This window comes from Alcanivorax sp. (assembly GCF_014762765.1).
GTDB lineage: Bacteria > Pseudomonadota > Gammaproteobacteria > Pseudomonadales > Alcanivoracaceae > Alcanivorax.
The window spans coordinates 1-20,909 of record NZ_JABURH010000195.1; the positions used below are offsets into that span (position 1 = coordinate 1).

General features: G+C 60.6%; 19 protein-coding genes. 10 read left to right on the top strand and 9 right to left on the bottom strand.

Features of this window, described 5'->3' with window-relative positions; all coding sequences use genetic code 11:
- Both HUJ17_RS14940 and pth read left to right on the top strand, forming a co-directional pair.
- Positions 1-617, top strand: a 617-nt coding sequence (locus HUJ17_RS14940) for a 50S ribosomal protein L25/general stress protein Ctc (RefSeq protein ID WP_290511437.1), incomplete at its 5' end; no start/stop codon positions are given.
- A gap of 14 nt (positions 618-631) precedes the next feature.
- Positions 632-1,219 (top strand): aminoacyl-tRNA hydrolase, encoded by a 588-nt coding sequence (gene pth, locus HUJ17_RS14945; protein ID WP_290511452.1) that lies wholly within the window; start codon positions 632-634, stop codon positions 1,217-1,219.
- Between the two features lie 82 nt (positions 1,220-1,301).
- Here the strand turns inward: pth and HUJ17_RS14950 are convergent, their stop codons facing one another.
- Positions 1,302-2,042 carry a glutathione S-transferase family protein gene (locus tag HUJ17_RS14950; protein WP_103916684.1) on the bottom strand — a complete coding sequence of 247 codons (741 nt, stop codon included), beginning with the start codon at positions 2,040-2,042 and terminating at the stop codon, positions 1,302-1,304.
- Positions 2,043-2,225: 183 nt separating this feature from the next.
- Between HUJ17_RS14950 and ychF the strand changes: the two genes are divergently transcribed.
- Entirely contained in the window at positions 2,226-3,317 is a 1,092-nt protein-coding gene (gene ychF, locus HUJ17_RS14955) for a redox-regulated ATPase YchF (protein ID WP_290511438.1), read from the top strand.
- Positions 3,318-3,474: 157 nt separating this feature from the next.
- Here ychF and cysE read toward each other — a convergent pair whose 3' ends face one another.
- Together cysE and trmJ are read right to left on the bottom strand one after the other, a co-directional pair.
- Complete coding sequence (cysE, locus tag HUJ17_RS14960) at positions 3,475-4,242, bottom strand: serine O-acetyltransferase (RefSeq protein ID WP_290511439.1); 768 nt, start codon at positions 4,240-4,242, stop codon at positions 3,475-3,477.
- Positions 4,243-4,291: 49 nt separating this feature from the next.
- Positions 4,292-5,065, bottom strand: a complete 774-nt coding sequence (gene trmJ / locus HUJ17_RS14965) for a tRNA (cytosine(32)/uridine(32)-2'-O)-methyltransferase TrmJ (protein WP_290511440.1) — start codon at positions 5,063-5,065, stop codon at positions 4,292-4,294.
- A gap of 183 nt (positions 5,066-5,248) precedes the next feature.
- Here trmJ and HUJ17_RS14970 point away from each other — a divergent pair, with 183 nt between their 5' ends.
- The 7 genes from HUJ17_RS14970 (at position 5,249) to HUJ17_RS15000 (ending at position 14,382) form a co-directional block, all read left to right on the top strand.
- Complete coding sequence (locus HUJ17_RS14970; protein WP_290511441.1) at positions 5,249-6,067, top strand: inositol monophosphatase family protein; 819 nt, start codon at positions 5,249-5,251, stop codon at positions 6,065-6,067.
- Positions 6,068-6,382: 315 nt separating this feature from the next.
- Positions 6,383-7,837 (top strand): NAD-dependent succinate-semialdehyde dehydrogenase, encoded by a 1,455-nt coding sequence (locus tag HUJ17_RS14975; protein WP_290511442.1) that lies wholly within the window; start codon positions 6,383-6,385, stop codon positions 7,835-7,837.
- 174 nt (positions 7,838-8,011) lie between these two features.
- Entirely contained in the window at positions 8,012-9,151 is a 1,140-nt protein-coding gene (locus HUJ17_RS14980) for an isocitrate/isopropylmalate family dehydrogenase (protein ID WP_290511443.1), read from the top strand.
- Between the two features lie 40 nt (positions 9,152-9,191).
- A complete protein-coding gene (locus tag HUJ17_RS14985) occupies positions 9,192-10,439 on the top strand; it encodes an aspartate aminotransferase family protein (RefSeq protein ID WP_290511444.1) in 1,248 nt (415 codons plus the stop codon).
- A gap of 146 nt (positions 10,440-10,585) precedes the next feature.
- Positions 10,586-11,557 carry a D-2-hydroxyacid dehydrogenase gene (locus HUJ17_RS14990; protein WP_290511445.1) on the top strand — a complete coding sequence of 324 codons (972 nt, stop codon included), beginning with the start codon at positions 10,586-10,588 and terminating at the stop codon, positions 11,555-11,557.
- A gap of 40 nt (positions 11,558-11,597) precedes the next feature.
- Positions 11,598-13,004 carry an amidase gene (locus HUJ17_RS14995; protein WP_290511446.1) on the top strand — a complete coding sequence of 469 codons (1,407 nt, stop codon included), beginning with the start codon at positions 11,598-11,600 and terminating at the stop codon, positions 13,002-13,004.
- A gap of 172 nt (positions 13,005-13,176) precedes the next feature.
- A complete protein-coding gene (locus HUJ17_RS15000; RefSeq protein ID WP_290511447.1) occupies positions 13,177-14,382 on the top strand; it encodes a pyridoxal phosphate-dependent aminotransferase in 1,206 nt (401 codons plus the stop codon).
- A gap of 150 nt (positions 14,383-14,532) precedes the next feature.
- Here the strand turns inward: HUJ17_RS15000 and secF are convergent, their stop codons facing one another.
- From secF to HUJ17_RS15030, 6 genes are all read right to left on the bottom strand, one after another.
- Positions 14,533-15,456, bottom strand: a complete 924-nt coding sequence (secF, locus tag HUJ17_RS15005) for a protein translocase subunit SecF (protein ID WP_290511448.1) — start codon at positions 15,454-15,456, stop codon at positions 14,533-14,535.
- Positions 15,457-15,469: 13 nt separating this feature from the next.
- A complete protein-coding gene (secD, locus tag HUJ17_RS15010; protein ID WP_290511449.1) occupies positions 15,470-17,350 on the bottom strand; it encodes a protein translocase subunit SecD in 1,881 nt (626 codons plus the stop codon).
- Between the two features lie 127 nt (positions 17,351-17,477).
- On the bottom strand, positions 17,478-17,822 hold the full coding sequence (yajC, locus tag HUJ17_RS15015; protein WP_300147644.1) for a preprotein translocase subunit YajC: 345 nt from the start codon (positions 17,820-17,822) through the stop codon (positions 17,478-17,480).
- A 34-nt stretch (positions 17,823-17,856) separates the two neighbouring features.
- On the bottom strand, positions 17,857-18,969 hold the full coding sequence (gene tgt / locus HUJ17_RS15020; protein WP_290511453.1) for a tRNA guanosine(34) transglycosylase Tgt: 1,113 nt from the start codon (positions 18,967-18,969) through the stop codon (positions 17,857-17,859).
- A 9-nt stretch (positions 18,970-18,978) separates the two neighbouring features.
- Positions 18,979-20,022, bottom strand: coding sequence for a tRNA preQ1(34) S-adenosylmethionine ribosyltransferase-isomerase QueA (gene queA / locus HUJ17_RS15025; protein ID WP_290511454.1), 1,044 nt, complete (start codon positions 20,020-20,022; stop codon positions 18,979-18,981).
- A 319-nt stretch (positions 20,023-20,341) separates the two neighbouring features.
- On the bottom strand, positions 20,342-20,909 hold a 568-nt coding region (locus HUJ17_RS15030; protein ID WP_290511451.1), incomplete at its 5' end, for an RDD family protein.

Genomic DNA, 20,909 nt, shown 5'->3' on the forward strand with positions numbered 1-20,909 from the left:
CTGAAAGCCGCAGCGACATGGGGAAAGGTGCGAGCCGCCGCCTGCGTCGTCTGCAAGAACGTGTTCCCGGCATCATTTACGGTGGCGACGCCGAGCCGCAGATGATCAGCGTGGAGCTGCGTGAACTGAAAAAGGCCCTGGAAACCGAAGCCTTCTACAGCCACGTACTGACCCTGAAACTGGACGGCGCCGACGTGCAGGCCGTACTGCGCGACATGCAGCGTCACCCGGCCAAAGGTCACCCGATGCACGTGGATTTCCTGCGTGTGGACAAGACCCACAAAATCACCATGAACGTGCCCCTGCACTTCATCAATGAAGAAAGCTCCATTGGCGTTAAGAAGCAGGGTGGTGAGATCCACCACAACATCTCTGAAGTGGAAGTGAGCTGTCTGCCGCAGAACCTGCCCGAGTTCATCGAAGTGGACATGGCAGCGGCCGAGCTGGACAGCATTGTTCACCTGTCTGACCTGAAACTGCCGAAAGGCGTGGAACTGACCCAGCTCGCACTGGGTGAAGACCACGACCAGCCGGTAGCCGCGATTCACGCGCCGAAAGTCCGTGCTTCTGCTGACGACAAAGACGGCGAAGGCGAAGAAGCCGCTGGCGAGGAATAAGACGCACTGTGGCTGTGGCGGAACCGGTTCGACTGATCGTAGGCCTGGGTAACCCGGGTCGCGAATACGAGGACACCCGCCACAATGCCGGCGTCTGGTATGTGGACGCCCTGGCCCGTCGCCAGGGCGTTTTCCTTTCCGAAGACAAGAAATACTTCGGCCTTACCGGCACCTTTACCTTCGAAGGCGAAACGATTCGTCTGCTGGTCCCCACCACCTTCATGAACCGCAGTGGTCAGGCAACCGCCGCTCTGGCGAATTTCTTCAAGATTCCTGTCACGCAGATGCTCGTGGCCCACGACGAACTGGACCTGCCCCCCGGCTGTGCCCGCTTCAAGCAAGGCGGCGGTCACGGCGGCCACAACGGTCTGCGCGACATCATTAGCAAGCATGGCAACAGCCGCGATTTCTACCGGCTACGCATCGGTATCGGCCACCCCGGCTCCGCCGACCGCGTCACCCCCCATGTACTCAACAAGCCCTCCCAGGCCGACCGCGACCTGATCGACCGCGCCATCGACGAAGCGGCCTATCACACCGCCGATATGCTGCGCGGGGATTTGAACGGGGCGATGAATCGACTGAACGGGTTTAAGGCTTAAAGGCAGGTACGAGTTGCGAGCAGCGGGTTTCGAATACCGCAAACCGGCGCCTACCTCGTAACTCGTAACTCGTCACTGATTCTTACCTATCTTCCGCGTACCTCGCCAGCAACCACTCTCCGGCTGGCCGGGATCGCCATTTTTCGATCTGTTTGCGCAACGCTGGCGACAGTGTTGTTTCATCGAACAAGTCCCAGGGCGAACCTTTCGGGCTCACCAATGGCGCCATCATGCTGGCAGCCGTGATATCCGCCAGACTGAAGCGATCGCCAACCAGATATTGCCCCTTGCCTTTCTTCAGCTCGCTCTCCAACAGTGCCAAGCCCTCCTCAACGCGCTGTTCGGATCGCATCACCCATTGCGGATTGATGGCATAGCCGCGCCGAATGGCCTCCCGAACCAGCGGCCTGGCCACCCGTTCCAGGGGGCCGGGCAAGCCGCAATCGCCCACCAGGGCTCTCATCACTTCCGGCCGATCAAGGACCTGGCCGTACACCCAACGCCGAACATGGACGCCATAGCGATCAAACTGCTGCTCCAGCTCAATCACCCGGGCGCGGGCATCACTGGCCCGTGGCAACAGTGACGGCTCCGGGTAATATTTCTCCAGATAATAGGCAATCCGGGTGGAGTCACTGATCCTGCGTTTACCGTCGCGCAGCAGGGGCACCGTATTGGCGCGGGCCAGCCACTGGGTACGCACCCGGTGGGCCACGGGCAACAGATTGGCCGTTCGGTACGCCAGGCCCTTGTGGTCCAGCTGCCAACGGGACTTCTCGCAGTAATGAGAGATCGGGAACTGGTAAAGGATGCGCTCGGCCATGGTGACTCTTGTTCAGTTGACGGACTTGCAGTCTAGCCCGCCCCCGCCATGTCGGTAGCGGCAACAGCGCCTGGTACAGTCGTCCCGCCAGCAACCCCCGGGTTCGCCGCGAAATGCCCGGCGGTGGTCGCTTTTTCAACCCGCCTTGAGTAGCATTGCGGCCTCGAAAAACGGAGGTCTGTCATGGGTTTCAAATGCGGTATCGTCGGTCTGCCCAACGTGGGCAAATCCACCCTGTTCAACGCGCTGACCAAAGCGGGGATTGATGCCGAGAACTTCCCGTTCTGCACCATTGAGCCCAACACCGGCGTGGTACCGGTGCCGGATCTGCGTCTGGACAAGCTGTCCGCCATTGTCAGCCCGGAGCGGGTAATGCCTGCCACCATGGAATTTGTGGATATCGCCGGCCTGGTTGCCGGGGCCTCCAAAGGCGAGGGCCTGGGCAACAAGTTTCTCGCCAATATCCGTGAAACCGATGCCATCGCCCATGTGGTGCGCTGCTTCGATGATGAAAACGTAATCCATGTGTCCGGCAAGGTTTCGCCGCTGGACGATATTTCTGTGATCAACACCGAGTTGGCCCTGGCCGACCTGGATACGGTGGAGAAAGCCCACCTGCGCGCCACCAAGGCTGCCAAGGGCCAGGACAAGGACGCCAAGGGCTTGCTGCCGGTGCTGGACAAGGTGCTGCCCGCCCTCAACGAAGGCGAACCGGCCCGATCCGTGGATCTGAACGATGATGAGCGCAAGGCCATCAAGAGCCTGAACCTGCTGACCCTGAAGCCGACCATGTACATCGCCAACGTGGACGAAGGTGGCTTTGAGGACAACGCCCTGCTGGACGCCGTACGTGAACTGGCCGAGAAGGAAAATTCCTCCGTGGTGCCGATCTGCGCCAAGATCGAATCGGAAATTGCCGAGCTGGACGACGAAGAGAAAGCCGATTTCCTGGCCGATCTGGGCATGGAAGAGCCAGGCCTGAACCGGGTAATCCGTGCCGGCTTCAACCTGCTGGGCCTGCAGACCTACTTCACCGCAGGCAAGAAGGAAGTACGCGCCTGGACCGTTCGCGTGGGCGCCACCGCCCCCCAGGCCGCCGGTGTGATCCACACCGATTTCGAAAAAGGTTTTATCCGCGCCGAAGTCACTGCCTACGAGGACTACATCGAGCATAACGGCGAAGCCGGCGCCAAGGATGCCGGCAAATGGCGCCTGGAAGGCAAGGAATACATCGTCAAGGACGGGGATGTGGTGCACTTCCGGTTTAACGTCTAGTTGCAAGTAACAAGTTTCAAGCTGCAACGCGAACCTGGCATTGCAAATCTGAAACGAAAGAGGCCGCGCCCAGAGTTTGGGCGCGGCCTCTTCACTTTCAGCACGCGAAAAATCTTTTTCGCGTTGTAACTTTCAACTTGAAACTTTCAACTGCTCTTCAGTCTGTGCCGCCGGCGTTGACCGGTTCGAAATCCTCGTCTTTCAACTCCGGCAACTTCTCGTCGCAACCCTGAATCCCCTGCTTCTTGAGATTATTGCAGACCCGGTCCAGCTTGTTGTCCACTGCGTGCATGTGATCCAGCAGAAGATGGATGGCTTCAGCCACCGGATCGGGCATATCGTTGCTGACACCATAGGCTTGAAAGCCGATCTTCTCTGCCATTTCCTGACGGTTCTTTTCCGTCTCGGTGATCGGCTTGCTGACCACCCGGCCGGGAATGCCGATCACCGTTGCCCCTTCCGGCACTTCCTTGGTGACCACGGAGTTGGAACCGATCTTGGCGTTCTTGTGTACGGTGAAGGGGCCCAGCACCTTGGCGCCGGCGCCGACCACCACACCGTCCTCCAGGGTCGGATGGCGCTTGCCCTTGTTCCAGCTGGTGCCCCCCAGAGTGACGCCGTGATAGAGCGTCACGTCATCGCCGATTTCCGCGGTTTCACCAATCACCACGCCCATGCCGTGATCGATAAAGAAGCGTCGGCCGATCTTCGCTCCAGGGTGGATCTCGATACCAGTCATCCAGCGGGCGAAAGTGGAAACAAATCTCGCCAGCTGCTTGAAGTTCCGTTTCCACAGGGCGTGGGCGAGGCGGTGGAACAGCACGGCGTGCAGGCCCGGGTAGTTCAGCAACACCTCCAGGGTGTTACGTGCCGCCGGGTCCCGGTGGAATACCGACGCGATGTCCTCGCGTACTCGATCAAACATAGATACCTCGTCTCAGGCGTAACCGGTTGGATACCACGGGGAGCGGGAACTATTCCCCGTCATTCCGCGGCATTTTTCTTTCCAGCGCCACCAGCACACCACGCAAAATGCTCATTTCCATTTTGTCCGGTCGCGCGCGCATAAACAAACGACGCATTCTCGTCATGACCTGACCAGGCTGCTGCGGATTCAGGAAACCGCTCTGCGTCATGACGTTTTCCAAGTGATCCAGGAAACCGGCCACCGCCTCGTTACTGGCCAACGGCTCATCCCAGAACATCTCCGGCAGCGGCATTGCCTCGCGGCGGGAACGGGCTTCCTTCAGATCGAAATCGTCCCCCAGCAGAGCCATACGCAGCTCGTAACTGATTAATTGGACCGCCGACGCCACATTCAAGACCCCGTACTCGGGATTGGTGGGCACACTCACATGCAGGTTACAGCGGCGCAGCTCGTCATTGGTGAGCCCCCGATCCTCACGACCAAACAGCACCGCAATACGAGTGTCATCAGGCTCGTGGGACAATTGCGCCGCCAGCTGCCGGGGGGTCAGACAGGGCCAGGGAATACGTCGCTGGCGGGCGCTGGTGCCGATCACCAGGGTGGCTCCCTCCAGAGCCTCATCCAAAGTCTCGCAGACCTGGGCGGCTTCCAACACATCGCCTGCCCCGGAGGCCCGGGTGGTGGCTTCCACGGACGGGAAATCCCGGGGCTGGACCAGTCGCAGGTCCGCCAGCCCCATGGTCTTCATGGCCCGGGCCGCGGCACCGATGTTGCCGGGATGGGAGGTTTCCACCATCACAATACGCACATTTTCTAGCATGAAAGGTACCTGTACACGGGTCTGGCCGGAAAAGGCGGCAATGTTATCATGGGAATCACTGAATAATCCCTTAAGTGGCACCCAACGCTGCCCTGATCGCGCGGGCTCTGCTACAATCCGCGCCCCGGTTTATTTGGCCGGGCGTTCTTTGACAACCCAAGCCCATTTTTTGAGGACAGATGCATGCATGCGCCGCAAGTGAACATTGCCCTGCGAGCCGCCCGTCAGGCGGGTAACCTGATTCGTCGTGCTGCCGAAAGCAATGACCCGTTATCTGTCAGCAAGAAAGGGATGAACGACTTCGTCACCGAAGTGGACCGGGCTGCCGAACAACGCATCATCGAGGTTATCCTCAAGGCCTACCCGGATCACAGCATCCTGGCCGAGGAATCCGGCGAAACCCGCGGCAAGGGTGACGGGGCAGAATACCAGTGGGTGATCGACCCGCTGGATGGCACCACCAACTTTATCCACGGCTTCCCCCAGTACTGCGTGTCCATCGCCCTGAAATACCGGGGCAAGCTGGAACATGCGGTGATTTATGATCCCAACCGGGATGAAGAATTCACCGCCAGCCGCGGCCGTGGCGCCGCCCTCAACGGCCGTCGTATCCGCTGTACCAACCGCCCCGGCCTGGAAGGTTGTCTGATCGGTACCGGTTTCCCGTTCCGCAAGGACCAGGCGCCGCATATGGACGCCTATCTGGGCATGTTTGCCGACATCGCCGCCTCCACCGCCGGCCTGCGCCGCCCGGGCTCTGCTGCGCTGGATCTGGCCTGGCTGGCCGCCGGCCGCCTGGACGGCTTCTTCGAATTCGGCCTGTCCGAGTGGGACCTGGCCGCTGGCGCACTGCTGATCACCGAAGCCGGCGGTCTGGTAGGCGACCTGAGCGGTGGCCACAAATTCCTGGAAAGCGGCGGCATCGTCGCCGGCAGCCCGAAAGTCTTCAAGGGCCTGCTGCAGAAGATCAAACCGCACCTGAACGAGAGTTTGCGTCGGTAGACCCTTTATCGGACGCCGCTGTAGGAGCGCCGCTTGAGGCGCGAATCGGCAAAATCCGAGGCGAGTAACGAGAAGCGAGTTGCGAAAGGCGATACGAACTTCGGTTTTGAGTTTCGTTACTCGCTTCCCGGTACTCGCTCCGTATCATTCGCGCCTCAAGCGGCGCTCCTACGGCGACGTTGTTGTCCTCCCCTCCCAACTCCTTCCCATCTTTTCCTTAGACCCCGAACCGATTTTTTGCTTCCGGCATGGACATCTGCCCTTGCTTTGCTAGCGTAATACGCAACACGGTGCAAAAAGTTCGGGAGATGTACGATGACGGTTACCCTCACTGACAACGCCCTGTTCCGCCAGCAGTGCTATATCAATGGCCAATGGTGCGATGCGGAGGATGGCTCAACCTTCACCGTGAGCAACCCGGCCACCGATGACAACCTGGGCACGGCCCCGCGTATGGGCGAAGCGGAAACCCGCCAGGCAATCGATGCCGCCCATGCTGCTTTTCCCGCCTGGCGGGATCTGCCCGCTGCACAGCGGGCCTCCTTGCTGGAGACCTGGCACGACCTGATGATGGAACATCAGGATGATCTGGGCCGGCTGATGACCCTGGAGCAAGGCAAGCCTCTGGCCGAGGCCAAAGGCGAAATCGCCTACGCCGCCTCCTTCCTGAAATGGTTTGCCGAAGAGGCCCGGCGCGCCTATGGCGACACCATCCCGGCCCCCAAACCCGGCCAGCGAATTGTGGTGATCAAGCAGCCCATCGGTGTCACCGCCGCCATCACTCCATGGAACTTCCCTTCCTCTATGATTACCCGCAAGGCCGGGGCCGCCCTGGCCGCGGGCTGCACCATGGTGGTCAAACCCGCCAGCGCCACTCCTTACTCCGCTCTGGCCCTGGCCGAACTGGCCGAGCGAGCCGGCATCCCCGCCGGGGTGTTCAACGTGATTACCGGCAGCGCCGGGGCTATTTCCACGGCACTGACCGATTCCTCCATTGTCCGCAAGCTGAGCTTCACCGGCTCCACGGAAGTGGGCTCCAAGCTGATGGCCCAGTGCGCCAAGCACATCCAGAAAGTGTCCCTGGAACTGGGTGGCAATGCGCCCTTCATCGTCTTTGACGATGCCAACCTGGACAAGGCCGTGGAAGGCGCCATGGCCAGCAAGTTCCGCAACACCGGTCAGACCTGCGTCTGCGTCAACCGCTTCCTGGTGCAGGACAGCATCCACGATGCCTTCGTGGAAAAACTGAAAACTGCCATCGAGGCCATGAAGGTGGGCGACGGCCTGGAAGACGGCGTCAGCCAGGCGGCCCTGATCAACCGGGATGCCGCCGACAAGGTCATGGAGCATCTGGAAGACGCCCTGGGCAAAGGCGCCAAGGTGGTTACCGGCGGCCAGCGCCATGAGCGCGGCGGCAGCTTTGTACAGCCCACCCTGATCACCGGCGTGACCACCGATGCGCAGCTCTGCCAGGAAGAAACCTTTGGCCCGCTGGCCGCTGTGATTCCATTCAACACCGAAGAGGACGCCATTCGCATCGCCAACGACACCCCTTACGGTCTGGCCGCCTATTTCTACAGCGACAACATCCACCGCTGCTGGCGCGTGGCCGAAGCGCTGGAAAGTGGCATGGTGGGCGTCAACGAAGGCCTGATTTCCAATGCGGCAGCCCCCTTCGGTGGCGTCAAGGAATCTGGTCTGGGCCGTGAAGGCTCCCACCAGGGCATGGATGAGTATCTGGAAGACAAGTATCTGTGTATGGGTAGCTGAAAATAGCGACAAGCTTCAAGCCACAAGCGGCAACGCCACTCATCGCTTGCAGAAATCGCAACGCTTTGATTGCGCGCACCAAGGCTTGGGTCGCGGGCACGGCATTGCCGCTACAGCCACGACACCCCGTGTTGCAGCTTGGAGCTTGTGGCTTGCAGCTGATTAGGAGGCGGAATGGGACAAGCGTTGAACATCGCCCTGCTCCCCGGTGACGGCATCGGCCCGGAGGTGATGGATGTGGCAGAAGCGGTGCTGAATCTGCTGATCCAGCGCTACCAGTTGCCACTGAGCCATACCCGTTTTGACTGGCCCTCCCACGCCTGGCATCAGGACCATGGGCAAATGATGCCCAGCGACGGGGTGGCACAGCTGCGGGAGTTTGATGCCATGCTGCTGGGCGCCCTGGGTGACCCGGGGCCGCTGGATGAGCCTTCCCGCTTTGTGCTTTCCGACAGTGTCTCCCTGGCCCCCTTGTTGGCTCTGCGCAAACAGCTGGACCTGTGGGCCTGCGAACGCCCGGCCCGCTGGCTGCCCGGCGCGCCCCAGTATCTTGCCGACCCGCGCGCCCGTGAGGTGGACATGCTGGTGATCCGTGAAAACAGTGAAGGCGAGTACAGCGGTCAGGGCGGTCGCCTCGCTCCGGGCACGGCCCATGAAGTGGCCACCCAGGTGGAGGTTTTCACCGCCCGCGCCACCGAACGGCTGATCCGTCACGCCTTCCACCGGGCCCAACAGCGGGCCGCCCAGCGGGAAACGCCACGCCAGTTCAAGGACGGTAAAGCCGCCCAGGTCTGCCTGATCACCAAGCGCAATGCCCAGCCCTTCTGGGGCGATCTGTATACGGACACCTTTCAGCGTATTGCCGCCGAATTTCCCGAAGTGGACACCCACCACGAACTGGTGGATGCGGCCTGCATGAAGTTCGTGCAGTGCCCCTGGCGCTTCGACGTGGTGGTCGCCAGCAACCTCCACGGCGATATTCTTACCGACCTGGCGGCAGTGCTGTGCGGCGGCCCGGGGCTGGCCCCCTCCGCCAACCTGAACCCGGACGAACCTGCGCTGCCTGCCCTGTTCGAACCGGTGCACGGCAGCGCCCCGGACATCGCCGGCCAGAACCTGGCCGATCCCCGCGCCACCCTGATGAGCCTGGCCATGTTGCTGGACAATCTGGCCCACCATCACCCGGCCATCGGCAGCGCGGCACAACATCTGCATGACCTGATCAAGGCGGACCTGGCCCGGGAGGCCAACGGCGAAGCCTTCTCGGGGACCCGGGAAACCGGACAACGACTATGCCAGTGGCTGGCGGCCTGAGGGCAAGCTACCGGCAAGCCAACAACAGGAAGGAGGCGTCATGAGTCATTTGTCCCCCCTGCTGGTGCAATCCAGCGGTATTTGTGCGGAGCGCGGCGAAGGAAGCTGGCTCTACGACCAGGACGGCAACCGTTGGCTGGATTTCACCTCCGGCATCGGGGTGACCTCCACCGGCCACTGCCACCCCAAGGTAGTGGCCGCCGCCCAGGCCCAGGTGGCAAAACTGGTCCATGCCCAGTACGCCACCGTCACCCACCCCAATATGCTCACCCTTACCGACCGGCTCTATGAGCACCTGCCCAAAGGCCTGGATGCGGTGGCCTTTTCCAACTCCGGCAGTGAATCCGTGGAAGCCGCCGTGCGCCTGGCCCGACAGGCCACCGGACGCCCCAATCTGATTGCCTTTCGCGGTGGCTTCCATGGCCGCACCCTGGCGGCGGCCTCGCTGACCACCTCCACCAGCAAGGTGCGTACCGGCTGGCAGCCGTTGATGGCCGGGGTCAGCATCGCCCCCTTCCCTCATGCCTACCGTTACCAGCAGGACATGGACACCTGTGTGGCCGACTGCCTCCACGAGCTGGACCATATCTTTGCCACCGAGTGTAATCCGGCGGACACCGCCGCCATGATCATCGAACCGGTGCAGGGCGAATACGGCTACTATCCCGCCGGCCAGGCCTTCATGCAGGGGCTGCGCGAGCGCTGCGACAAGCATGGCATCCTGCTGATCGCCGACGAGATCCAGGCCGGTTACGGGCGCACCGGCAAGTTCTGGAGCCACGAACATTTTGCGGTTAAACCGGACATGATCATCACCGCCAAGGGCCTGGCCAGCGGCTACCCGCTGTCCGCCATCGCCGCCAGCAAGGCACTGATGAACCACGGCTACCCGGGCTCCCAGGGCGGCACCTATGGCGCCAATGCGGTGGCCTGCGCGGCAGCACTGGCGACGCTGGATGTGATTGAGAACGAACAATTGGTGGGCCGCGCCGACACCCTCGGCAACAAACTGCGCCAACAACTGGAAGGCCTGCAAAAACAGCATGACTGCATTGACGAGATTCGCGGCATGGGCCTGATGCTGGGGCTGGAAATCGTCAGCGCCCCCCACACCCCGGATGGCGACCGCGCCGCCAGGCTGATCAAACACTGCGAAACCAACGGCATGCTGATGCTGCGCTGCGGCAGCCAGGGCCAGGTGGTCCGCTGGCTACCACCGCTCACCGTCAGCGAAGCAGAAATCGACAAGGCGGTAGAACTGTTCGCCGCTGCGCTGAAAGAAACCTGAAGACAGTTACAAGCTTCAAGCCGCAAGCTACAACGCGGTTGAGCACCGTGCCCCAGGCAAAGGCGCGAGCACGGAATCAGGAAAACGTCAGCCCTTTCCCGTGTTGCAGCTTGAAGCTTGGAGCTTGTCGCTAAAAAGGAGACCCGATGACCGATACCACCATCACCGTACTACTGGCCGAAGACGAGCCGGCGCTGCCGGGGCTGGACACCCTCACCGGCCACGCCCGGGTGCAAGAGGTGCGTACGCCTGATGAACTACGAGCCGCGCTGCCAGACACCCAGGTGCTGGTGGTAACCGATTTCCGTACCGGCTTGCTGGAAGAGGTGTGGCCGGACAACTGCCCGGTGCGCTGGGTGCATGCCACCAGCGCCGGTGTGGATGCGCTGATGATCGACCCGATCAAGCACAGCGATATCGTGGTCACCAATGCCCGCGGCATTTTCGACCGGGGTATTGCCGAATACGTCCTTGGCGCCCTGCTGCTGTTCGCCAAGGACACCCTCACCAATCTGGCCCTGCAGGCAGAAAATCGCTGGCAGCATCGGGAAACCCGGCTGCTGAAAGGCAGCCGGGCACTGATAGTAGGCGCCGGTTCCATCGGTCGGGAAGTGGCCACGGTGCTGCGTGCCATGGGTATGGAGGTGATCGGCACCGCCCGGCGCGCTCGCCAGGACAGTGCCTTCGACCGGGTCCATCGCCAACAGGACCTGCCCGCCCTGCTCGGCGATGCGGACTATGTGGTGATTACCGCGCCGCTGACCCCGGACACCGAAGGTCTGTTTGATGCCGCCCAGTTTCGACGTATGAAACCCGGTGCCATCCTGGTGAATGTGGGGCGCGGCGCCATCGTCAGCACCGACGCCCTGTTCCAGGCCCTGCAGACCGGCCGTCTGGGCGGCGCCGCGCTGGACGTGTTCGAGCAGGAACCCCTGCCCGCCGACCACCCGTTGTGGGACCAGCCCAATGTGATGCTGTCGGCACACATGGCCGGAGATTTCATCGGCTGGCGTGCGGCCCTGGGACAGCAGTTTGTCGACAACTTTCACCGCTGGCGCCGGGGCCAGCCATTGATCAACCCGGTGAACAAGGAATACGGCTATGTAAGCAGTAGCTAGCACATCGTCCGGTGTGCATCCGATCTGTGGAGGAAGCTTGATGAGCAAGGAAGTATTGACCATGAGCGCCCTGGCGCTGAAAACCGCCTACCAGACAGGTGCCCTGTCCCCCGTAGAAGTGTGCAATACCCTGCTGGACCATGTGGAGCAACATGACCAGGCGCTCAACGCCTGGTGCCTGATTGATCGGGATACCACCCTGCAATGGGCTCGCGAGTCCGAGCAACGCTATCTCGACGGCAATACCCAGGGCCTGCTGGATGGCGTGCCGGTGGGCGTAAAGGATGTCTTCCTGACTCCCATGTGGCCAACGGTGAAAGGCTCTCGCACCATCGACCCGACCTCCACCCTGCAAAAACGCTCCCCCGCCGTGGCGGCACTGGAGCGCAACGGCTATGTGCCGCTGGGCAAGACCACCACCCCGGAATTCGGCTGGAAGGGGGTTACCGACAGCCCCCTGTGCGGCCCCACCAACAACCCCTGGGACCCGGCCAAGACCGCCGGTGGCAGCAGTGGCGGTAGCGCCGCTGCGGTCTCAGCGTGCATGGCGCCGATGGCCCTGGGGACCGATGCGGGCGGCTCCATCCGTATTCCCGCGGCGTTTTGCGGTATCGTCGGGCACAAGCCCACCTTCAGTGAAGTCCCCCACTGGCCAGCCAGCCCCTTCGGCACTCTGGCTCACGCCGGCCCCATGACCCGCACCGTGGCCGACGCAGCGCTGATGATGCAGGTGCTCACCGAAGCGGATCCCCGCGATAGCCTGGCGGCACCGCGCCGCAACACCGATTATCTGGCCGCCCTGCACCAGCCCATGAAAGGCCTGCGCATCGCCCTGAGCACGACACTGGGCTATGTGGATGTGAATCCGGACATCGAGAAAGCGGTCCTCGAAGCCGGCAAGGTATTCGAGGCACTGGGCGCCATCGTGACCGAGGCGGACCCGGGCTTCAGCAACCCGCTGGCCGCCTTCAGCCACCTGTTCTACAGCGGTGCCGCCAACGCCATGCGCGACCTGGGCGAACGCCAGCGCAACCTGATGGATCCGGCATTGGTGGAAGTGGCCAGAAAGGCAGAGAAACTGTCCATGCTGGATTATCTGGGTGCCATGAATGAACGCATGGCGGTCAGTGAACGCATGGCCCTGTTTCACACCAAGTACGATTTGCTGATCACACCGGCCCTGCCCCTTGATGCCTTTGACACCAACCGGGAGGTACCGGTGGACTGGCCCAGCACCCGCTGGCCCACCTGGACGCCCTTTACCTACCCCTTCAACCTGACCGGCCAGCCAGCCCTGTCGGTGCCCCTGGGGCTCACCGGCAATGGCCTGCCCATGGGGCTGCAGATTGTCGGTGCGCGCTTCGATGATGCCCGGGTACTGGCCGCCGGCCACGCCTTTGAACAGGCGCAGCCGTTCACCCAGATGCCGCCGTTGATGGGCAGCTAATTAACCACAGAGGACACAGAGTTCACTGAGGAAAGACAGATATTATCCAGTGAGGCATGACAAACCGGCCCGCCGGTTTAACGCGGCGGGAACGAACAACAAGCGCACTGAAGCACACAGCAAGACTCCGTGTCCTCAGTGCCCTCTGTGGTGAAAAAGACAGGAGTACAGAATGGGCAATATCAATCTGGATACGGATTTCTACGAAAGCGAAGACCCGATCTGGAATCCGGCGCTGCTCACCATTCCGGTGCCTGGCATTCGCCGTATGGTGAATCTGGCGTCGGATCTGGACGACGTGATTCACCTGTCCATCGGCCAGCCGGATTTCAAACCACCCAGCCATGTGATCCAGGCCGGCGTGGATGCCCTGAATGCGGGCCAGACCGGCTACACCATGGACGCAGGGCTGCCGGAACTGCTGGAAGCGCTGGCGGACTACTACAGTGAACGCAGCCAGCGGCCCTTGTCGCCGGAAAACATCATGGTCACCACCGGCGCCACCGAAGCCATTTATCTGGCCCTCACTGCCACCTCGGCACCGGGCCGGGAATTTATCGTGCCCGACCCGTCCTTCATGCTCTATGGCCCGCTGATTCGCATGAACGGAGGGACCGTTCATGCCATTCCCACCCGGGCGGAGAATAATCATCAGCTGGACCCCCAAGAAGTCATCGACGCCATGGGGCCCAACACCTTTGCGGTGATCCTCAACTCCCCCAGCAACCCCACCGGAACTCTCTATCCACGGGAAACCGTGGAGGCCATTGTCGAGGAAGCCGCTTACCGAGGCATTCATGTGATCAGCGACGAGGTCTACGACCACCTGATCTATGATGGCAAGGAATACCCCAGCGTGCTGTCCTGCTGCTCGGACCTGGACCATGTGATGGTGATCAGCAGCTTTTCGAAAACCTTTTCCATGGCCGGTATGCGCATCGGCTGGCTGATCGGCAGTCAGGGCGCCATCAAGAAATTGCGCCGCTACCACATGTTCACCACCACCGTGGCCAACACGCCCTGCCAGTGGGCCGGGGTCGCAGCCCTGCGAGGCAGCCGTAACTTTATCGACACCATGGTGGAGGAATACCAGCATCGCCGGGACCGGCTGGTGGAACTGGTGGGCCAGACCCCACACCTGACCGGCTACCGCCCGGATGGCGCCTTCTATCTATTCCCGTCCCTGCCGGAAGGAGTGGACGGCGCCAACGTGGCCCTGAAACTGCTGCGCGAAACCGGCGTCTGCACCATCCCCGGCGACACCTTCGGCGAAGCCGGCAAACACGCACTGCGCATCAGTTATTCCACTTCCCTGGACCAGATCGAGGAAGCCTTTGAACGCATCATCCCATGGATGAAAAAACAGAACTTCGGGTAAAAGGCGAGGTGCGAGTCACGAGAAGCGCGTCGCGAAAGGCGAAACCGGTTTTTTGTCGTAACTCGCATCTACAGAAACGAAAAAGCCGCGACGAATCGCGGCTTTTCCGGTTTTAGCTATTAACTATTAATTGTTAACTATTCACTGCTTTTACGGTGTTTCATCCAATTCTTCCGGTTCCGGAATCAGGAAGTCTTCCTTGTTAACCTTCATCATGAAGAGAACGTTAGTGACCACATAGATGGAAGAGTAGGTCCCCACCAGCACACCCACGATCAGCGCCTCAGAAAACGCCTTCATCACTTCACCGCCGAAGAAGAACAAGGCGACCAGTACCAACAAGGTGGTTAAGGAAGTATTGATGGTCCGCGTCATGGTCTGGTTCACCGCACCATTAATAATGGCCTCCGGATCCGTTTCCCGAGTATTGCGAAACTCATCACGTATCCGGTCCGCTACCACGATGGAATCGTTTAGCGAGTAACCGATCAGTGCCAGCACCGCCGCCAGCACCGTCAGATCGAACGGCCACTGCAGCAGCGAAAACAGGCCAAGTACGACGATCACATCGTGGAACAGCGCCACCACAGTGGCCACCCCAAACTTGTTGGAAAAGCGGAACCAGACATAGAGCATCATCAGCCCCAGCGCCAGCAACATGGCAGTGCCGGATTCATCGCGTAGTTCATCGCCCACTTGCGGGCCGACAAACTCCACCTTCAGCAATTCCAGATCACTATTTCCCGCCTTGAGCGCATCAAACACGACATAGCCGATCTTGTCCGCATCGACACTGTCCTTGGGGGCCACACGGATATTCACTTCCTTGGGCGAACCATAATGCTGAACCACCGCATCACCAAAACCGGCTTCGGTCAGGTCAGCCCGGGTCTGGGACAGCTCCACATCCACCGGACTTTTCACCACGATGGTGGTGCCGCCGGTGAAATCCAGGCCCAGGTTCAGGCCACGGGTCACCAACAGAATCACTGAGATGACCACCAGCGCAATGGACAGGATCCCAAGAGGTTTCCGGGCAGCCATGAAATTGATGTTCATTTCTTCCTTACTCATCGCCATCACCGCCTCAGATACTCAGTTTGGCCGGTGCACGAGCACCGCGACCGTAGATCATTTCCACCATGGCACGGGTGCCGATGATAGACGTGAACATGGAAGTGAGAATGCCGATAAACAGGGTTACCGCGAACCCCTGTACCGACCCGGTACCGGCAGCGAACAGGATCACCGCCACGATCAGGGTGGTGATATTGGCATCCAGAATGGTGGTAAAAGCCTTACCGTAGCCTTCTTCAATGGCTTGCAACGGTTTAAGGCCACGGCGCAGATCTTCTTTCACCCGCTCGAAAATCAGCACGTTGGCATCCACCGCCATCCCTACGGTCAGCACGATACCGGCGATGCCGGGCAGGGTCAGGGTAGCACCGGGAATCAGTGACATGATGCCAACGATGATTACCAGGTTACCCAGCAGAGCCACATTGGCCACCAGCCCGAATACCTTGTACCAGACCGCCATGAAGATCAGCACCAGGGCCAGACCCAGCGCCATGGATTTGAGACCGGCTTCGATGTTTTCCGCACCCAGGCTTGGTCCCACGGTGCGCTCTTCGACAATACTCACAGGCGCAGCCAGCGAACCGGCTCGCAGCAGCAGAGCCAGCTCTGAGGCTTCCGCAGGATTATCCAGGCCGGTGATGCGGAAGCGACTGCCCAGAGTATCCTGAATGGTCGCCACGTTGATCACGTACTTCTCCGTGGTGCTGACCATCTTGTCCACGGTATTGCCATCGGCATCGATGGATTTCTGCACATCGGTTTTCGTTTCGATGAACAGCACGCCCATGGGGTTGCCCACATTCTTGCCGGTGATGCGCTGCATACGCTTGGCGCCATCACCGTCCAGCGTCACGTTCACCTCCGGTGAACCGTTCTGCTGGTCGAAGCCCATGCGCGCATCAATCACCTGGTCGCCGGTGGCAATCTTGGACTTGCTCAGTGCGACAATACGGCCTTCCTGCCCCTTGAAGGGGAAGAACTCCAGCCCCGGCGGCGCCACCCCGGTGCGCAGGCGGGCCGAGGACACGCTGTTGTCGACCAAGCGGAATTCCAGGGTCGCGGTACGCCCGAGAATCCGGCGAGCCTGAGAGGCATCCTGAATCCCCGGCAGCTGAACGACGATACGATCAGATCCCTGACGCTGCACTACCGCTTCCGCCACGCCCAGTTCATTGACTCGCTTATTCAGCGCGGTGCGGTTCTGATCCACCGCGTAGTCCTGCATTTCCTTGAGCGCACTGTCATTCAGCGTAAGCACCACTTCCGGACTTTCACCGGCCGGCTTCATAGCGAAATTTTCCAGTGCCCGACGCAACGGCGACCGCGCCGCATCGGCAGCCACCTGATCTGCGAAAGTGGCGGTAATGGTTGTGCCATCAACGTCCACACTGCGATAGCGGACCCCGGCATCACGCAGGGTCAGCTTGGCATTCCCCGCCCAGGCTTCCATGCGGCTGGTCACAACTTCGTCCATATCCACCTGCAGCAGGAAGTGCACCCCACCACGCAGATCCAGACCCAGGTTCATGGGGCTGGCGCCCACAGATCGCAGCCATTGCGGGGTGGTAGCTGCCAGGTTCAGGGCTACCACATAGTTATCACCCAGCAGGTTGGAGGCGATCTCCCGGGCACGGAGTTGTGCTTCCGTATCACCCAGGCGCACCAGCAGAGAGGTACCAACGACCTCACCAGGGCCGGGGCTCAGATTGGCATCCTCCAGAGCACCCAGTACCCGCTGACGGGCCACATCGGTAACTTCACCACCAGCTTCGGCATGGCTGATCTGGATGGCAGGCGCATCGGGATAAAGATTAGGGAGCGCATAAAGGCCGCAGACAATCAGCGCAGCCATTAGCAGGAAAAATTTCCAGCGGGGGTAGCGGGTCATAGTTCTTTCCGGTGTTGCCGGTCCTTTGGGCTGGGTATTGAAAGCACTTCGCCCTCAACCCCTTGGCAATACAGGCATTACAGATGCCTGCAAAAAGCCCCGTACTCGACGGGGCTGACCGTTGTTTTCAGATGGACTTGATGGTGCCTTTGGGCAGGGTCGCCTGGACACTGCCTTTCTGCAGTTTGATTTCCAGGTTATTACTGATTTCCACCACCACGAAGTCATCGGTGACCTTACTGATCCGGCCCAGAATGCCGCCGCTGGTGACCACCTCATCACCCTTGCTCAGGCTTTCAACCAGGTTCTTGTGTTCCTTGGCACGCTTCTGCTGAGGACGGATCAGGAAGAAGTAGAACACCACCATCATCACCACCAGCATGATCAGCTCCACACCGCCGGGGCCGGCAGGCGCAGCAGCGTACGCCGGGGAGATCAGGGCCGTGGCCAACAGGGCCAGGATGGAACGCATTGCGATTTTCATTGATTACTCCAGTTTCAAATAGCTACAACGCGGGGGTTTGTTGGCCACGCGCCGCATAGAAGTCGTCCACAAAGGCGGACAATGTACCCCCTTCAATGGCCCCCCGCAATCCAGCCATCAGGCGCTGATAATAACGCAGGTTATGGATGGTATTGAGTTGAGAGCCCAGCATTTCGTTGCAGCGGTCCAGGTGATGCAGATAGCTGCGCGAGAAATGCTGGCAGGTATAGCAGTCACAGTCTGACTCCAGGGGAGCCAGATCGTGACGATGCCGGGCGTTGCGGATTTTCACCACGCCTTCGGCAGTAAACAGGTGCCCGTTACGGGCATTACGGGTGGGCATCACACAATCGAACATGTCCACACCGCGGCGAACTGCCTCAACAATGTCGTCCGGCTTGCCCACGCCCATCAGGTAACGGGGCTGGTCCTCAGGCATATGTGGTGCGATTGCACCCAACGTGCGCAGCATCTCTTCCTGGGGCTCGCCCACACTGAGGCCGCCAATGGCATAACCGTCAAAACCGATATCCACCAGCCCGGCCAGGGATTCCTGGCGGAGGTTGTTGTACATGCCACCCTGGACGATGCCGAAACAGGCCGCATCATTACCCTCATGGGCCTCTTTTGAACGCTGGGCCCAGCGCAGGGAGAGCTGCATGGAGTCCCGGGCCTGCTGTTCGGTGGCAGGGAACGGTGTGCATTCATCAAAGATCATGCAGATATCGCTACCCAGGGAACGCTGCACCTGCATGGCTTTTTCCGGAGTCAGCTCCACCCGGTCGCCGTTGATGGGATTCTTGAACACCACCCCCTGCTCGGAGATCTTGCGCATCTCGCCCAGGCTGAACACCTGAAAACCGCCGGAATCGGTGAGAATCGGTTTGTCCCACTGCATGAAACCATGCAGGGAGCCGTGGGCCTCGATGACTTCGGTGCCCGGGCGCAGCATCAGGTGGAAGGTATTACCCAGACAGATCTCGGCGCCGGTGTCGGCCAGATCCTTCGGCAACATGCCCTTGACGGTGCCATAGGTACCCACCGGCATGAATGCTGGAGTCTGGATAGTACCGCGCGGAAAGGTGATCTGCCCGCGTCGGGCGGCGCCATCAGTGGCGCTGAGAGAAAACTGCATTCGAGACATTCAACGCCCCTCTGCGGGAAGCATATCCACCCGCTCAATAAACATGGCATCGCCATAACTGAAAAAGCGGTACTGCGCGTCGATGGCCGCCTGATAGGCCTCCATCACCCGGTCTCGCCCGGCAAAAGCGCTGATCAGCATCAGCAGGGTGGACTTGGGCAGATGAAAATTGGTCACCAGACAATCCACCAGCCGGAACCGGTAGCCCGGATAGATAAAGATATCGGTCTCCCCCTGCCCCGCCTTCAAGCCGCCGGACTGACTGGCCGCTTCCAGGGCACGCAGCGCCGTGGTGCCCACCGCCACAACCCGTCCACCCCGGGCATGGGCCTGCGCCACCTGCTCCACCAGTGAGTCGGGAATCTGGTAACGCTCACTGTGCATGTGGTGGTCTTCCACCTTGTCCACCCGCACCGGCTGAAAGGTGCCTGCTCCTACATGGAGGGTGACGAAACCGATATCAACCCCATGTTGCTCCAGGGCTGCCAGCATCTCGTCATCGAAATGCAGGCCGGCGGTGGGCGCAGCCACCGCCCCCGGCTCACGGGCATAGACGGTCTGGTAGCGTTCCATGTCACCAGCCTCATCGGGCCGGTCGATATAGGGTGGCAGGGGCACATGACCGATATGCTCCAGCGCCCCCAACAAGGTATCGCAACCGTGAAACTGAAGAATGAACAGGGCATCGCGGCGGCCGGTTACCTGGGCGCGTACGCCTTCTTCAAACTGCAGCCAGGAACCCGGCTTCGGGGACTTGGAGGCACGCACATGGGCCAGAGCCTCATGGTCATCCACCACCCGCTCAATCAGCACTTCCACCTTGCCGCCGCTTTCCTTCTGACCAAACAGGCGGGCAGGAATCACCCGGGTATCATTGAAAATCAACAGGTCACCGGGGCGCACATGGGAGAGCAGATCCGGGAATTGCTGGTGCTGAAGGGCGTCCCGGGTCAGTGCCAACAGGCGGGCATCACGACGCTCGGCGGGAGGATGGCGGGCAATCAGCCCATCAGGGAGAACAAAATCAAAATCGTCGACGTTCACGTACTGTACCGGCACGGAAGCTATAAGGGGTGGCAAGGATACCTGCTCTGCCTCGAGGAAAAAACACCCTTCATCAAGACCTCCACGGCGTTGCTGTAGGAACGTAGCGAAGCGGAGTAACGCCGCAGGCGGCCCGAAGGGTGAGCGAAGCAAATAATTCCTCTTGAGGGACGAATCACGCGTCTGCGTGAAAGGCCTATCAGGTTTCTCCTGAACGCCCCGGAGCCAGACATCACTGCTTTTTTCCTCGCGAAGGCTCGGATTCGTCCCTCAAGAGGAACTCCTACGGCGGCTTCGCGAGTAAAGTGCGAGGGGAAAATCAGCTCTTCTTCGGCTTTTTCGGCAATTCCACCGTGGCAGTGGCGGACAGGCGGTCGTGCAGTGTCTGGTGAGGAGCGATCAGCACCACCAGATAACCGGCGCCGAAGAGTGCCCAGGAAACACAGGCGCCCAGAAAACGGGCCACGGTCTGCCACAACTTGACCGACCCACCCCGGTAATCCTGCACCTGCAACCGCCAGGCACGCATGCCCAGCGTCTGCCCGCCGCGCATCCAGAACCAGGCGTAGAACAGCCAGGTTTCCACCAACAACAGGGGCAACAGAATGCCCTTCAGATAGCCGGGCGCCGCACGGGTAACACCGTTGATGGATTCTTCCGGCAACCCGGTATGGGGATACACCAGCACAAAGATACCCGCCGTCACGAACCACAGGGCCATCACCAGAAAACCGTCATAGACCAGCGCCATCAGACGTTTGAGCAAACCGGCAGGTTGCAGCTTTTCCATCAGGTCACTCCATTCAGGGGCGGGCAGCTTGCATATATGCGCGTGCTGCGCCCATAAAAAAGCCCGCACAAAGCGGGCTTTTTTATTCGTCTGGTAC

Bases quoted from the DNA above. Each gene is read 5' to 3' on its own strand.
- HUJ17_RS14950 (WP_103916684.1), bottom strand. From the start codon at position 2,042: ATGGCCGAGCGCATCCTTTACCAGTTCCCGATCTCTCATTACTGCGAG.
- ychF (WP_290511438.1), top strand. From the start codon at position 2,226: ATGGGTTTCAAATGCGGTATCGTCGGTCTGCCCAACGTGGGCAAATCC.
- cysE (WP_290511439.1), bottom strand. From the start codon at position 4,242: ATGTTTGATCGAGTACGCGAGGACATCGCGTCGGTATTCCACCGGGAC.
- trmJ (WP_290511440.1), bottom strand. From the start codon at position 5,065: ATGCTAGAAAATGTGCGTATTGTGATGGTGGAAACCTCCCATCCCGGC.
- HUJ17_RS14970 (WP_290511441.1), top strand. From the start codon at position 5,249: ATGCATGCGCCGCAAGTGAACATTGCCCTGCGAGCCGCCCGTCAGGCG.
- HUJ17_RS14975 (WP_290511442.1), top strand. From the start codon at position 6,383: ATGACGGTTACCCTCACTGACAACGCCCTGTTCCGCCAGCAGTGCTAT.
- HUJ17_RS14980 (WP_290511443.1), top strand. From the start codon at position 8,012: ATGGGACAAGCGTTGAACATCGCCCTGCTCCCCGGTGACGGCATCGGC.
- HUJ17_RS14985 (WP_290511444.1), top strand. From the start codon at position 9,192: ATGAGTCATTTGTCCCCCCTGCTGGTGCAATCCAGCGGTATTTGTGCG.
- HUJ17_RS14990 (WP_290511445.1), top strand. From the start codon at position 10,586: ATGACCGATACCACCATCACCGTACTACTGGCCGAAGACGAGCCGGCG.
- HUJ17_RS14995 (WP_290511446.1), top strand. From the start codon at position 11,598: ATGAGCAAGGAAGTATTGACCATGAGCGCCCTGGCGCTGAAAACCGCC.
- HUJ17_RS15000 (WP_290511447.1), top strand. From the start codon at position 13,177: ATGGGCAATATCAATCTGGATACGGATTTCTACGAAAGCGAAGACCCG.
- secF (WP_290511448.1), bottom strand. From the start codon at position 15,456: ATGAGTAAGGAAGAAATGAACATCAATTTCATGGCTGCCCGGAAACCT.
- secD (WP_290511449.1), bottom strand. From the start codon at position 17,350: ATGACCCGCTACCCCCGCTGGAAATTTTTCCTGCTAATGGCTGCGCTG.
- yajC (WP_300147644.1), bottom strand. From the start codon at position 17,822: ATGCGTTCCATCCTGGCCCTGTTGGCCACGGCCCTGATCTCCCCGGCG.
- tgt (WP_290511453.1), bottom strand. From the start codon at position 18,969: ATGCAGTTTTCTCTCAGCGCCACTGATGGCGCCGCCCGACGCGGGCAG.